The sequence below is a fragment of the Streptomyces sp. NPDC059788 genome, from assembly GCF_042732265.1.
GTDB lineage: Bacteria > Actinomycetota > Actinomycetes > Streptomycetales > Streptomycetaceae > Streptomyces.
In genome coordinates this window covers 16,875-30,496 of the sequence record NZ_JBHWHY010000080.1, presented here as the reverse complement: position 1 = coordinate 30,496, position 13,622 = coordinate 16,875, and the positions used below count along the sequence as shown (strand labels likewise).

Annotated in this window: 13 protein-coding genes; 12 read left to right on the top strand and 1 reads right to left on the bottom strand. The window is 70.0% G+C overall.

Annotated elements, in window-relative coordinates; all coding sequences use genetic code 11:
• From ACFV57_RS40535 to ACFV57_RS40505, 7 genes are all read left to right on the top strand, one after another.
• The coding region (locus ACFV57_RS40535; RefSeq protein WP_385243613.1) for an acyltransferase domain-containing protein at window positions 1–1,919 on the top strand (1,919 nt) is incomplete at its 5' end.
• Window positions 1,920–1,945: 26 nt separating this feature from the next.
• Window positions 1,946–3,163, top strand: a complete 1,218-nt coding sequence (locus ACFV57_RS40530) for a cytochrome P450 (RefSeq protein WP_385243610.1) — start codon at window positions 1,946–1,948, stop codon at window positions 3,161–3,163.
• A gap of 43 nt (window positions 3,164–3,206) precedes the next feature.
• Window positions 3,207–3,551, top strand: coding sequence for a nuclear transport factor 2 family protein (locus ACFV57_RS40525; RefSeq protein WP_385243607.1), 345 nt, complete (start codon window positions 3,207–3,209; stop codon window positions 3,549–3,551).
• A 95-nt stretch (window positions 3,552–3,646) separates the two neighbouring features.
• A complete protein-coding gene (locus ACFV57_RS40520) occupies window positions 3,647–3,883 on the top strand; it encodes a ferredoxin (RefSeq protein WP_385243604.1) in 237 nt (78 codons plus the stop codon).
• Between the two features lie 105 nt (window positions 3,884–3,988).
• On the top strand, window positions 3,989–5,197 hold the full coding sequence (locus ACFV57_RS40515; RefSeq protein WP_385243601.1) for a cytochrome P450: 1,209 nt from the start codon (window positions 3,989–3,991) through the stop codon (window positions 5,195–5,197).
• A 125-nt stretch (window positions 5,198–5,322) separates the two neighbouring features.
• Window positions 5,323–6,012, top strand: coding sequence for an NAD(P)-dependent oxidoreductase (locus ACFV57_RS40510; RefSeq protein WP_385243598.1), 690 nt, complete (start codon window positions 5,323–5,325; stop codon window positions 6,010–6,012).
• A 72-nt stretch (window positions 6,013–6,084) separates the two neighbouring features.
• Entirely contained in the window at window positions 6,085–7,581 is a 1,497-nt protein-coding gene (locus tag ACFV57_RS40505) for an MFS transporter (RefSeq protein WP_385243596.1), read from the top strand.
• Between the two features lie 156 nt (window positions 7,582–7,737).
• On the opposite strand, the gene ACFV57_RS40500 is transcribed toward ACFV57_RS40505, so the two are convergent.
• Window positions 7,738–8,385 carry an NAD(P)-dependent oxidoreductase gene (locus tag ACFV57_RS40500; RefSeq protein WP_385243594.1) on the bottom strand — a complete coding sequence of 216 codons (648 nt, stop codon included), beginning with the start codon at window positions 8,383–8,385 and terminating at the stop codon, window positions 7,738–7,740.
• A gap of 106 nt (window positions 8,386–8,491) precedes the next feature.
• Between ACFV57_RS40500 and ACFV57_RS40495 the strand changes: the two genes are divergently transcribed.
• The 5 genes from ACFV57_RS40495 to ACFV57_RS40475 all read left to right on the top strand — a co-directional run bounded on the left by ACFV57_RS40495 (window position 8,492) and on the right by ACFV57_RS40475 (window position 13,599).
• On the top strand, window positions 8,492–8,863 hold the full coding sequence (locus ACFV57_RS40495; RefSeq protein WP_385243591.1) for a winged helix-turn-helix transcriptional regulator: 372 nt from the start codon (window positions 8,492–8,494) through the stop codon (window positions 8,861–8,863).
• Window positions 8,864–9,096: 233 nt separating this feature from the next.
• Complete coding sequence (gene ccrA, locus ACFV57_RS40490) at window positions 9,097–10,479, top strand: crotonyl-CoA carboxylase/reductase (protein WP_385243588.1); 1,383 nt, start codon at window positions 9,097–9,099, stop codon at window positions 10,477–10,479.
• 301 nt (window positions 10,480–10,780) lie between these two features.
• The gene (gene pcaC / locus ACFV57_RS40485; protein WP_385243585.1) at window positions 10,781–12,076 is read left to right on the top strand and encodes a 4-carboxymuconolactone decarboxylase; all 1,296 of its coding nucleotides are present in this window, start codon (window positions 10,781–10,783) and stop codon (window positions 12,074–12,076) included.
• Between the two features lie 59 nt (window positions 12,077–12,135).
• Window positions 12,136–12,789 (top strand): MBL fold metallo-hydrolase, encoded by a 654-nt coding sequence (locus tag ACFV57_RS40480; RefSeq protein WP_385243582.1) that lies wholly within the window; start codon window positions 12,136–12,138, stop codon window positions 12,787–12,789.
• Window positions 12,790–12,819: 30 nt separating this feature from the next.
• On the top strand, window positions 12,820–13,599 hold the full coding sequence (locus ACFV57_RS40475; RefSeq protein ID WP_385243579.1) for an exodeoxyribonuclease III: 780 nt from the start codon (window positions 12,820–12,822) through the stop codon (window positions 13,597–13,599).
• Window positions 13,600–13,622: the final 23 nt, after the last annotated feature.

Genomic DNA, 13,622 nt, shown 5'->3' with positions numbered 1-13,622 from the left:
GGGATGTGGTGCCTTTGCTGGTGGAGGGGGTGGGGTTGGCTGCGGTTAATGGTCCGGGTGCGGTGGTGGTGTCGGGTGTGGGTGAGGGTGTGGGGCTGGTGGAGGAGGCGGCGCGTGGGCTGGGGTGGCGGGTGAAGCGGTTGCGGGTCAGTCATGCGTTTCATTCGCCGTTGATGGACGGGATGCTGGAGGCGTTCCGTGCGGAGCTGGCGGGGATGGTGTTCCGTGCGCCGCGGATGCCGCTGGTCTCGGCGGTCTCGGGACGGCTGGTGGCCGGGGACGAGGTGGCTTCGGCGGAGTACTGGGTGGCGCACGCCCGGGCGACGGTGCGGTTTGCCGATGCGGTGGCGGCGCTGGAGGCGGAGGGCGTCTCGACGGTGGTCGAGGTCGGCCCGGACGCGGTACTGGCCCCGCTGGTGGCGGCCTGTGCCTCGCACCCGGACGCCATGACCGCCGTCCCCCTGCTGCGCTCCGACCGTGCGGAGCCGCTGGCGTTCTTGTCGGCTCTGGCGCAGGCCTATGTCCGGGGGGTTCCTGTTGACTGGGCGGCTGTGTTCGCCGGCACCGGGGCCCGCCGGGTCGACCTGCCCACCTACGCCTTCCAACACCAGCGCTACTGGCTCGACAGCCTGCAAGGCGGGGCTCGCGGCCTCGGGGGCGCGGTAGCGGGGCGGTACAGCCAGGCGACCGTACGGGAAGGCGGGCATGAGGAGGAGGCGGCGGCGCCGGACGATCTCCGCCACCGGTTTGCGCGGCTCGACGACGCCGGACGGCGGAGCCTGGTCCAAGAGCTGGTCGATGGCGAGTTGGACGTGGTGCTGGGGTACGCGGCCGAGGGGCGCGACCCGGATCGGGGATTCGCCGCACTCGGTATCAATTCGCTGACCGCTTCCGAACTGCGGTCCCGTATCAACGCGCTGACCGGGTTGCGGCTCCCGCCGACCGCGGTCTTCGACCACCCCACCCCGGCCGCGCTCAGCCAACACGTAGGGGAGCAGTGGGCGCTGGCCGTCGCCGGGACACCGCTCGTAGAGGCGCCGGAGCCCGCTCCCGCCACGTCGGCCACCACCGCATCGACCGCCGCCGCGCCGGTCTCGCATCTGAGGGCGATCTTCCAGCAGGCGTGTGCGGCAAGCAGGGCGGAAGAGGGAATCGACGTGCTCGCCGCCGCGGCCCGGCTGCGTGAGCGCGGCCTGGGGACTGTGGAGCAGGCCCTGGCGCGAGAGCCCGTACGGTTCAGCGAGGGGGCCGGCGAGGTGCAGCTGATCTGCGTTCCGTCGCTGGTCGCGCCGGCGACCGCTTATCAGTACGCGAAGTTCGCCGAGGGCTTCCGGGGCGTACGGAACCTCTCCGTCGTCGTACCGTCCGGTTACGAGGAGAAGGAATTCCTTCCGGAAACCCTGGACTCTGCGGTGGACCTCCATGCGGAAGCCGTCTCGCGGGCGGCCGGGGACCGTCCGTTCGCCCTCGTCGGATATTCGTCCGGCGGTTGGCTGGCGCACGCGGTGGCGCACTCTCTGGAGCTGCGCGGAAAAAGCCCGTCGGGCGTCGTACTGCTCGACACCTACTTGCCCGGGGATCGTGAAATAGCTAAGCTGCAAACCGCGTTGTATCGCGAACTGGCCACCAAGCAGGAACTGGTGGAAATGGTCGACGACGCGAACCTCGCGGCAATGGGACATTACCTCCGCCTGTTCGACGGCTGGGCGCCTCAAGAGATTCACGCTCCCACGCTGCTGCTGTCGGCTTCGAAATTCAGTGGTTTCGACGCCGAGCTTTCCCCGGCTCCCGGCCGGGGCGCCGACTGGCCGCTGCCGCACACCATGACTGTCGTTCCCGGCACTCATGTGTCCATGATCGATGAATTCTCGGGGGAATCCGCCGAGGCCGTTGCGGCTTGGCTGTCGGCGCTGTCCTGAGCGCGGGTCGCGGAAAGGAATCCGTCTTGTCTGGAACAGCGAGCGAAGTGGATCTGCTGAGCTGGAGTTTCGCTCAGGATCCGCACTCGCGCTACGTGCGTATGCGCCGGGACGGCGTGGTGCGCAAGCACGTCGTGAAAACCCTGGCCATCGAGTTGAACGCCTGGGTGGTGACCGGATACGAGGACGCCAGGGCGCTGCTCGCGGACCCCCGGCTGGCCAAGGACGTCGAGGTCCTGCTGCGCATCATGAGTGAGCAGGCGGTCAATCCAGGGGAGAAGGTCGCCCAGACGCCGCGCAGCATGCTCTTCAGCGACCCGCCGGACCACACGCGGCTGCGCAGGATACTCGGCAACGCCTTCACCATGCGGCGGGTCGAGAAGCTGCGGCCGTGGATCGAGGAGACCGTCGACTCCCTCCTCGACTCCGTACGGCCGGGCGAGGAGTTCGACCTGGTACAGAAGATCGCCATGGCGCTGCCGATCTATGTGATCGGCCAGTTGCTCGGCATCCCGCAGAGCCGGCACGACGACTTCCGCAAGTGGAACAGCGTGCTGGCCAGCCTGGAGACCTCCGCCGAGGAGAAGCGTGAGGCGCACGGCATGGCCTTCGGCTATCTGCGGGAACTGATCGCGGACAAGCGGCGTGAACCGGGCGACGACATGGTGTCCGCGCTCATCGGAGCGACCTACGACGGTAGCGCCCTGGACGAGCCGGAGCTGCTGTCGACCACGTTCCTGCTGATGAACGCCGGGTACGAGACCACGGCCCACATGATCAGCAGCGGGGTGCTGGCCCTGCTCGCCAACCCCGGCCAGCAGGGGCTGCTGCGCCGTGACCCGACGCTGGTGCCCGGTGCCATCGAGGAGTTCCTGCGGTTCGAGAGCCCGCTGAACATGTCGACGCTCCGGTACACCGCGAGCCCGGTCCGAGTGGGCGAGGTGACCATCCCGAAGAGCGAACTCGTCTTCATTTCCCTGCTGTCCGCGAACCGCGATGCCGCGAAGTTCGACAACCCGGATGCCTTCGATGTCACCCGGCCGAACAAGGCACATGTCTCGTTCGGCCACGGAATTCATCACTGCATCGGGGCGCCGCTGGCACGGATGGAGGGCGACATCGTCTTCCGTAAGCTGCTCGAACGTTTTCCGGTATGGGAGTTGGCCGTACCCGAGGACGAGATCGAGTGGAAGTACAGCGCCCAGTTCCGGGGCATCGACCGGCTTCCGGTACGCATGTCCTGACGTTGTCAGTCCCAGTTATCCGATGAAACAGAGGTAAAGCATCATGTCCAAGGACATCGTCGACCTGTTCTTCAAGGCCAGCCACGACTCCGATGTGGAGACGGCCATGAGCCTCTTCACGGAGGACGGCGTCTGGATCGACCCCACCGGCAAAGTGTACGAGCGTCACGAGATCGAGGCCTACCTCGTGCAGCAGATCGGCGTGCTGCACGATTTCCACAGCCAGGGTATTTCGGTGAACTACTCGGAAATCGTGCAGGACGACGCCGACAAGGTGTACATCAGTGCCACCGTGAACGCCGCCGACGGCACGGAGCTGAAGCGCTTCGTCGACATGTTCGTCATGCGCGACGGGAAGATCGCCGTCAAGGACGTCTTCGGCAAGTAGCCGCAGGGAACCGGCCCGCCCGACGGCATGCGCGCCGGGCGGGCCTTTTCCGGGCACCGCGGGGACAGCCTGACCGCAAGGGGAAGGAGCAGGAAATGGCCGACCATCGCTGGGAGGTCGAGATCGACAGAGGCGTCTGCATCGCCTCGGGAATGTGCGTGGGAATGGCCCCCGGGCACTTCCGGCTGCACGGCGGACGTTCCCAGGCGGTGCACGAGGGCGCCGTCGCACCGGACGACGCCCTGGTCGACGCGGCGGAGTCCTGCCCGGCCGTGGCGATCACCGTACGGCACGCCACCACCGGTGAACTGGTCGCACCCGAGGAAGCCTGACCCCCGGCCGCGCCGGCTCCGCCGCGCCCGACCGCACATCCAGCAACGACGACCCCACGACAGCTGCCGAGTGTCCGATGACACCCGGCCGCGGGAGGCAGCCCGATGAGTGACGATCCCAGCAGCACTGCCGACTACCCGTTCGGCGAGCCCGACCGGCTGACGGTGGACCCCGGCTATGCCCGAGCCCGTACGGCGGAGGGCCTCACCCGTGTGCAGCTCCCGTACGGTACGCAAGCCTGGCTGGTCACCCGGCACGAGGACGTCAAGAGCATGCTGGGAGACCCCCGGTTCAGCCGTCAGCGCGCGGTGGGGGAGGACGAGCCCCGCGTGATGCCGTACGTGCACCGCCCGGACTCGCTGACCACTATGGACCCGCCGCACCACACCAGGCTGCGCCGGGTGGTGGCACGCGCCTTCTCCTCGCGCCGGATCGAGACCCTCCGGCCCCGGACCCAGCAGCTTGTCGACGAACTGCTGGACGCGGTGGAACGGGAACGGCAGCCGGTGGATCTGATGCACGCGCTCGCGCTGCCGGTGCCGATGCTCGTCGTGTGCGAACTGCTGGGCGTCCCGTACGCGGATCGTGAGCGGTTCCACGAGTGGAGCGCGGTCCTGGCTTCGACGGCGTCGTCCGGCGTCGGCGCGGAGAAGCTGGCGGAAATCAACGACCAGTTGCGCGGCTACCTCGCTCAGCTGGTCGAGACGCGCCGGCGCGAGCCCGCCGACGACCTGCTGTCGGTGCTGGTGGCCGCGCACGACACGGAGGAGCGGCTGACCGAGGGCGAGATGATCTCTCTGGCCTGGTCGGTGCTGCTCGCGGGCTACGAGATCACGGCGTACCAGATAGGGAACTTCCTCTACACCCTGCTCACCCGCCCCGACCTCTTCGGCCGGCTGCGGGACGAGCCGGCGCTCGTCGAAGGGGCCGTGGAGGAGCTGCTGCGCCACATCCCGCTCACCGCCGCCGCCTTCTTCTCCCGCCGGGCCACCGAGGACGTCGAACTGGGCGGCACGCTGGTCAGGGCGGGCGAGGCCGTGCTGCCCTCGATGGTGGCCGCGAACCGGGACCCGTCCGTGTTCACCGACCCCGACCGCATCGACTTCACGCGTTCGCACAACCCGCACGTCAGCTTCAGCTTCGGAATCCACCACTGCCTCGGCGCGCAACTGGCCAGGATGGAGCTGCAAGTCGTCACCGGGACACTGGTGAAGCGGTTCCCCGGCCTGCGTCTCGCCGTTCCCGCCGACCACGTTCCCTGGCGCCAGGGGTCCATCCTGCGCGGTCCCCTGCGGCTTGAGGTCGCCTGGTGAGACGGCAGGAAACCGCCCGCCACCGCCGGGCGGCCCCCCAACTATCGTTGCGGTAACCGAAGGTCCGGACAGTAGCGTGACGACGACGGCCGGGGACGCCCCGGCCCCTGTCGAACGGAGTGCTCATGAGCAGGATCGTCGTCTTCGGTGCGGCCGGACGCGGCGGGCGCCGCACGGTGGCCGAGGCTGTTTCCCGTGGTCATGAGGTCACCGCCGTGGTGCGCGACCCGGCCAAGTATCCGGACCTGGGCAAAAACGGTGTGACGGTGGCCGCCGGCGATGTCACCGACGCGGAGAGCATCGCCGCGGTCGCCGCTGGGCACGATGCCGCGATCGTCTCCGTCTACCGCTCCGACGTGCCCGCCGACCAGTTCTACGGCACCGTGGCCCGCGCCATGCTGGCAGGCCTCGAAAAGGCCGGTGTCGGCCGGATGGTCGTCCTCGGCATCGGCACTCTGCTGGAGTCCGCGCCCGGTGTGCGCTTCATGGACCAGCCGGAGTTCCCCCGCGACTACATGCCGTTCAACCTCGGCCGCGCGGTCGAACTCGACGTGCTGAAGACCACGACGACGTCCGTCGACTGGGTCGTGGTGGCCGCGCCGCCCTCCCCGCTGGACAACACGGCCCCGCGCACCGGCCGTTACCAGGTATCCGGCAGCCGGCTGCTCCCTTACGACACCGGCAACGGCCCCCGGTTCGACTTCCCGTACGCCGGGAACGGCCCGTACTTCAGCTTCTCCGACCTCGCGGTCGCCCTGGTCGACGAGGCCGACAGCCCCCGGCACCACCGGGAACTCGTCGGCGTGTCGCACTGAGCCCCGGCCGGCCGCCCAACCGTCGACGGCCCGGTCGTGCGAACGGAGTTGTCGCAGCGTGAGGAAGTACAGATGACAGAAGCTCTCCCGACGGGGCCGAAACCTTCCGGCGGCGGCCGGACGAGCCGGACGGTGGCGCTGGCACTGATCTCGCTCGCCCAGCTGATGATCACGCTGGACTCGACGATCGTGTCGGTCGCCCTGCCGTCCATGCAGTCTGCCGTAGGGCTTTCCGACACCGGCCGGCAGTGGGCCGTGACCTCCTACACCCTGGCCTTCGGCGGGCTGCTCCTGATCGGCGGACGCCTGGGCGACCTCATCGGCCGCAAACGCGCCATGCTCATCGGCGTGGCCGGATTCGCCCTGGCGTCCGCCCTCGGGGGAGCGGCGTCGAGCGCGACGATGCTCATCAGCGCCCGCGCGCTGCAGGGCGTCTTCGCGGCCCTCATCGCCCCCTCCACCCTCGCCCTGATCACCACCACGTTCACCGAGCCGCGGGAGCGTGCCAAGGCGCTCGGTGTCTACACCGCCAGCGCCATGTCGGGCGGCGCCATCGGCCTGGTCGTCGGCGGCGCGCTCACCGACTACCTCGGCTGGCGCTGGTGCCTGTATGTGAACGTGCCCATCGCCGTCGTCGTGCTGCTCGGCGCGACCACGCTGACCGCGGGTGCGCGCAGCCGGACCGGGGCGCGCCTGGACCTGCCCGGTGCCGCGCTCTGCTCACTGGGCATGCTGGCGCTGATCTACGGTCTGGGCGAGGCCACCACCTACGGCTGGGGCTCGGTGCAGATCATCGGGGCGCTGCTCGCCTCGGCGGTGCTGCTGACCGCCTTCATCCTGTGGCAGCGGCGCGCGGCCCATCCGCTGCTGCCGCTGAGGGTGCTCACCAACCGCAACAGTGCGGCCTCCTTCCTGGCCTTGATGATCTCCGCCTTCTGCACCTTCGGAATGCTGCTGGGCATGACGTACCAGCTCCAGACGGTGATGGGCTACTCGCCGCTGAAGACCGGACTGGCCTTCCTCGGCTACGTGGGCACCGCCGTCGTCTTCTCCACGCAGGTGGCACGGCGGCTGGTGGCCCGGATGCGGCTCGGTGTGATGATGGCGGCCGGCCTGGTGATGTTCTGCCTGGGCCTGCTGAGCCTGGTCCGGCTGGGGCCGGACGCCACCTACCCGACCGAGGTGCTGCCCGCGCTGCTGCTGTTCGGCATCGGGGTGGGCACCCTGACCGTGCCCGCCATGACGGTGGTGATGTCGGTGACCGAGGCACGCGACTCCGGTGTCGTCTCCGCGATCGTCAACACCGCCCAGCAGGCGGGCGGTTCGGTGGGCGCGACCGTACAGAACACGATCTCCCTCAGCGCCGCGGCGGGCTACCTCGCCGCACGGCACGGCGATCCGGCCGCCGAGGTGAGCGCTTCCGTGCACGGTTTCGTCGTGGCGTCCGTGGCGAGCGCCGGACTGGCACTCGTCGGCGCGCTCATCGCCGTCTTCGCGATCAACGCACAGCAGCCCAAGCCGGCACACGAGCCGGACCCCGGCCGCGAGACGGTCCCCGCCGGACGGTGAGCGGCACACGAAGACGCCGAGCGGCACAAGAAAGCGGGCGCTCCTCTTGATGAGGGGCGCCCGCTTCCTTGTGCCGCCGGTACGGGGAACCGGCGGGAGCGGCGCGAATGCGCGGCGGCCGGGGGAGTCCGCCGCGCATTCGCGGAGCGGCGGCCGTCAGCCGATGGCGACGAGCTGCCGGTGGTGCTTGGGCGACTGGATCTCGTCGATGAGCGCGACGGCGACGTCGGCGTACGAGAAGGTGGCGCCCTCCTCGGCGGGGAGCATCTGGGCGCCGCCCGTGCGGTACTGGCCGGTGCGCTCGGCCTCGTTGTCCAGGACGACCGGCGGCGGAGCGATCACCACCCAGTCGAGGTCGGCGTCGGCGCCCTGCAGCACCTCCAGCTCGGCGACGTGGCCGAGGGAGAACACCCGGCCCTCCTCGGGGAAGCCGGGGGTGTCGTGGACCATGACGCCGGGGGACACCTCAAGGGTGGTGCCGATGCCCACCAGGACCAGGCGACGGACACCGGCCTGGCCCAGCCCCTCGACCAGGGCGCGAGCGGCGCCCCCGAAGAACTCCTTGGGGTCGGCGCCCTGCTGGTGGGAGGCCTGGACGGCGGCGTCGTGACCCGCGGCGACCTGGGCGATGCTCGCGGCGTCGAGCACGTCGCCCGCGACGAGCGTCACGTTGTCGCCGGCCAGGGCCTGGTGCTTGGCGGGGTCCCGCACCACAGCGGTGACCTGGTGGCCGCGGGAGACGGCCTCCGCGACGGCGCGCCGCCCGGCATTTCCGCCGGCACCGAATATCACTATCTTGCTCATCGCCGATCCTCCGTGGGAAGAAGCCGGTCCACTGCCTCCGGCTGATGCGCCGAAGCTACTATGGGGCACCTTGGTTACCGCAACGATAGTTAGGTAGGCCCCCGACGTGAGCGAGCCACTTGACCCGATGATGTTCAGCGGATGCGGACCGGTGCCGCTGCACATCCGGTTCGGTAACAAATGGACCGGGAAGATCCTCGCCTGTCTGAAGACCGGCCGCCGGCGCTTCTCCGAACTCCAGGTTCCTTTGCGGGGCATCACGCCCAAGGTACTGGCGGAGTCGCTGCGCGGCCTCGAACGCGACGGCTTCATCAAGCGCACCACATACCCCGGCGTGCCGCTGCGCGTCGAATACGAACTGACGCCGCTGGGCTTCTCGCTGCTGGAGCCCATGGAGGCCTGGTGCAAGTGGGCGGAGGAGCATCTGCCGGAGGTGCAGAACATCCATGAGGAGGCGACCGCCCGCAGCGCGGTGTGAGCCCCGCCTTCTCTTCCGCCGTCCACGACGAACGGGCCGGCCAATCCGCGATCTCTGATCAAACCCCCACCCCTGCCCCCCTGAACTGCCGGAAACAACAGGGGGGATAGGGGGATGGTCGGCTCGAATTCCGGATGGTTAGCCTTCGTCGAAGCCATCCGATCGACGAATGGCCTGCTCAAATGCGGCGCGTTCGGTGCACCACGGTGGACGCGAAGAGAAAGGTGACTGGCATGGGTTCGCTGGCCGAAGCCCTGCTCGACGGGGCGCCCGGGGACGTAATCGAGCGCCATGCGTTGCCGGACGATTACGTGGCCGCTCATCTGCGTGCCGAGGACGAGGACATCTTCGACGGGGGCACCGCCAAAGACGTGCGCAAGTCACTCCGGGTGGGCCGCGTGCCCATGCCGGAGCTGGCTCCCGACGAGGTCCTGGTGGCCGTCATGGCCAGCGCGGTGAACTACAACTCCGTGTGGTCGGCGATGTTCGAGCCGGTGTCGACCTTCCGCTTTCTGCGGCACTTCGCCAAGCAGGGCGGCTGGGCCGCCCGGCACGACCTGCCGTACCAGGTGGTCGGCTCCGACGGCGCGGGCGTCATCGTCCGCGTCGGCTCGGGCGTGCGCCGCTGGCAGCCCGGCGACCACGTGGTGATGAGCCCCTCCTACGTCGACGACCAGGAGCCCGCCACCCACGCCGACGGAATGCTCGGCGAGGAGCAGCGGGTCTGGGGCTTCGAGACGAACTTCGGTGGCCTCGCCGAGTACTCCGTCGTGCGGGCCAGCCAGCTCGTGCCCAAGCCCGCCCATCTGACGTGGGAGGAGGCCGCCTCCAACACGCTGTGCGCGGGCACCGCCTACCGGATGCTCGTCGGCGACCGCGGCGCGCGCATGAAGCAGGGGGACGTGGTGCTGATCTGGGGCGCCGCCGGCGGCCTCGGCGCCTACGCCGTGCAGTTCGTGAAGAACGGCGGCGGCATCCCGGTGGGCGTGGTCAGCTCGGACGAGAAGGCCGAGGTGCTGCGCCGACTGGGCTGCGACGTCGTCGTCAACCGGGCGGAGATCGGGCTGACGGGCGATCCGTCGGAAGACCCCGACCGTGTGCTGGAGATCGGCAGGCGCCTCGGCGGGATCATCAGGCAGCGGGTGGGCCGTGACCCCGACATCGTCTTCGAGCACGTCGGACGGGCCACTTTCGGAATCTCGACGTTTGTGGTCCGGCGCGGTGGCACGGTCGTGACCTGCGGCTCCAGCACCGGCTACCAGCATGTCTTCGACAACCGCTATCTGTGGATGCGGCTCAAGCGGGTGATCGGCAGCCACGCCGCGAACCTGCAGGAGGCGTGGGAGTGCAACCGGCTCATAGGCGCGGGCGCCGTAATGCCGACGATGTCGGCCGTCTACCCGCTGGCGGACGTCGCCGAAGCCTGCCGGCTCGTACAGAACAACCGCCACACCGGCAAGGTCGCGGTCCTGTGCATGGCCCCCGAGCCGGGCCTCGGCGTCACCGACACCGCACTGCGTGCCGAGATCGGGGAGGAACGCCTGAATCCTCTCCGCGGGCTCACCCCGGGCCCTGGAGCCGGGGCGCGCTCACCGGGGAAGACCGGCCTCGCCTAGCGGCACGAAGGGGCGGGCTCCCTCCGGCAGCGCAGCGGGCTTGCTGCACATCGCGGTACGGCAGGCCCGAGGGGCATCGAGGTCCCCGGGCCGGAGCGTTCCGCTTGCCGCCGATGGGGCGAATCCGGCCAGGGCGGTGCAGAAGCCGCTGCCCGCGCCGTGCCAAGCGGCCGTGCGTCCGCGTCGACCACTCTCCGGGTGGCTCGAACGCCATGCATCCCGGGACGTCTTGCACCTGGTCGAACGGCTACGGCCAGGCCCCCGCTATAAGCGCCGTCAGGACATGTGGGAGCGTGAGCGGGTGAGTGAGACGACGGTGAAGACCCTGCAATACCGCTCCGACGGGCCGGAAGACGCACCTTGTCTGGTTTTGGGTGCGTCGCTCGGGACGACCTGGCATATGTGGGATCGCCAGATACCCGAGCTGACCCGTCACTGGCGCGTCATCCGGTTCGACCTGCCGGGGCACGGTGGCTCGCCCGCGTACCCGGCCTCCTCCGTCGCCGAACTGGCCGACCGGCTCGTCGCCACCCTCGACGCGCTCGGGGTGGACTGCTTCGGGTACGCGGGCTGTTCCATCGGCGGCGCGATCGGTGCCCAGCTGGCGCTCACCCGGCCGCAGCGCGTCACCTCGCTGGCCCTGGTCTCCTCGTCGCCGCGCTACGGCACCGCCGACTCGTGGCGTCAGCGCGGCGTGGTGATCCGTACGAACGGGCTGGACCCGATCGCCCGCACCTCGCCCGAGCGCTGGTTCACCGCCGGCTTCGCGGGCGCCCAGCCGGCCATCGTCGAGTGGGCCGTCCAGATGGTGCGCACCACCGACCCCGGCTGCTACATCGCCGCCTGTGAGGCGATGGCCTCCTTCGACGTCCGCTCCTCGCTCCAGCGGATCGGGGTGCCCACCCTCGTCGTCGTCGGCTCCGAGGACCAGGTCACCCCCACCACCGACGCCCGCACGCTGGTGGCCGGTATCCCGGACGCGAGCCTCGCGCTCGTACCCGGTACCTCCCACCTCGCGCCCGTGGAGCAGCCCGCCGCCGTCACCGAACTGCTCATCCGGCACTTCACCACCGCCTGGCACGACAAGGCGGGCACCACCACCCAGGTGGCGATCGGCGCCCCCGCGCCCAAGCCGGTGCTCGGGCCCGCGCCGCCGCCCCCGCCGGTGGCGCCCGCGGCCATCGAGTCGGGCCTCGCCCAGCCGGAGGCGGTCCGGGGCGGCGCGTACGAGCAGGGCGTCAAGGTCCGCCGCGAGGTGCTCGGCGACGCGCACGTGGACCGGGTGGAGAACGCGACCGACGACTTCACCGAAGACTTCCAGGAGTTCATCACCCGCTACGCGTGGGGCGAGATGTGGACCCGCCCCGGGCTGGACCGGCGCACCCGCAGCATCATCACGCTCACCGCGCTGGTCGCCCGCGGCCACCGGGACGAGCTGGCGCTGCACACCCGCGCCGCGCTGCGCAACGGGCTCACCCCCACGGAGATCAAGGAGGTCCTGATGCACACGGCCGTCTACTGCGGTGTGCCGGCGGCCAACGCGGCGTTCGCCGTGGCGCAGCGGGTCATCCAGGAGGAGACCACACCGCAGGGATGACAGCCGGGCGCCCGGAGTCCGCCGCGGCCCCGGAGGGCCCCGCGCGGCAAGATGGGGACATGGAACTCACGAAGAAGACCCACGCCTGTGTCCGGCTGGAGAAGGACGGGCGGGTGCTCGTCATCGATCCCGGTGTCTTCAGCGAGCGGGACGCGGCGGTCGGCGCCGACGCCATCCTGATCACCCACGAGCACATGGACCACTTCGACGAGGAGCGGCTGCGCGCGGGCATGGAGGCGAACCGCGGCGCCGAGATCTGGACCCTCGCCAGTGTCGCCGGGCAGATCTCCGCGGCCTTTCCCGGGCGGGTGCACACGGTCGGCGAGGGGGACGCGTTCACCGCCGCCGGTTTCGACATCGAGGTGCACGGCCAGCTGCACGCCGTCATCCACCCGGACATTCCGCGCGTCACCAACGTCGGCTACCTGATCACCACCGGGGACGACGGCGCCACCGTCTTCCACCCGGGTGACGCGCTCACCGTCCCCCAGGGCCGTACGGTCGACACGCTGCTGCTGCCCGTGCACGCGCCGTGGAACAAGATCGCCGAGGTCATCGACTACGTGCGCGAGGTCCGGCCGCGCCGCGCCATCGACGTGCACGACAGCCTGCTCCAGGACCACGCCCGCCCGGTCTACGACGGCATGATCGACAAGCTGGCGGGCACCGACCACGCCCGCCTCACCCCCGGTTCCCGCACCGGTTTGAAGTGACTGTCACACCCCCGCTGTAGGTTTACGGACATGCGCATCGCGACCTGGAACGTCAACTCGATCACCGCCCGCCTCCCGAGGCTGCTGGCCTGGCTGGAGAGCACCGGCACGGACGTGCTGTGCGTCCAGGAGACCAAGTGCTCGGCCGAGCAGTTCCCGTACGACCAGCTGCGCGAGCTCGGCTACGAAGCCGCCGTCAACGCCACCGGCCGGTGGAACGGCGTGGCGCTGCTGTCGAAGGTCGGGCTGGAGGACGTGACCACCGGGCTGACCGGCGGCCCGGACTACGAGGGGGTGCAGGAGCCCCGTGCCGTCTCGGCGACCTGCGGCCCGGCCCGCGTCTGGTCGGTGTACGTGCCCAATGGCCGCGAGATCGACCACGCCCACTTCGCCTACAAGCTCCAGTGGTTCGAGGCGCTGAAGGCGGCCGTCGCCGAGGACGCGGCGGGCCCGCGCCCGTTCGCGGTCCTCGGCGATTTCAACGTCGCGCCCACCGACGACGACGTCTGGGACACCACCGTCTTCGAGGGCATGACCCACGTCACGCCCGCCGAGCGCGCCGCCCTGGCCGCCCTGCGCGAGGCCGGCCTGTCGGACGTGGTGCCCCGCCCCCTGAAGTACGACCACCCCTTCACCTACTGGGACTACCGCCAGCTGTGCTTCCCCAAGAACAAGGGAATGCGCATCGACCTGGTGTACGGCAACGAGCCGTTCGCCAAGGCGGTCTCGGACGCCTATGTCGACCGTGAGGAGCGCAAGGGCAAGGGCGCCTCGGACCACGCGCCGGTGGTCGTCGACCTGGACGTCTGAGCCGGGTCTGCCCGCAGGGACCA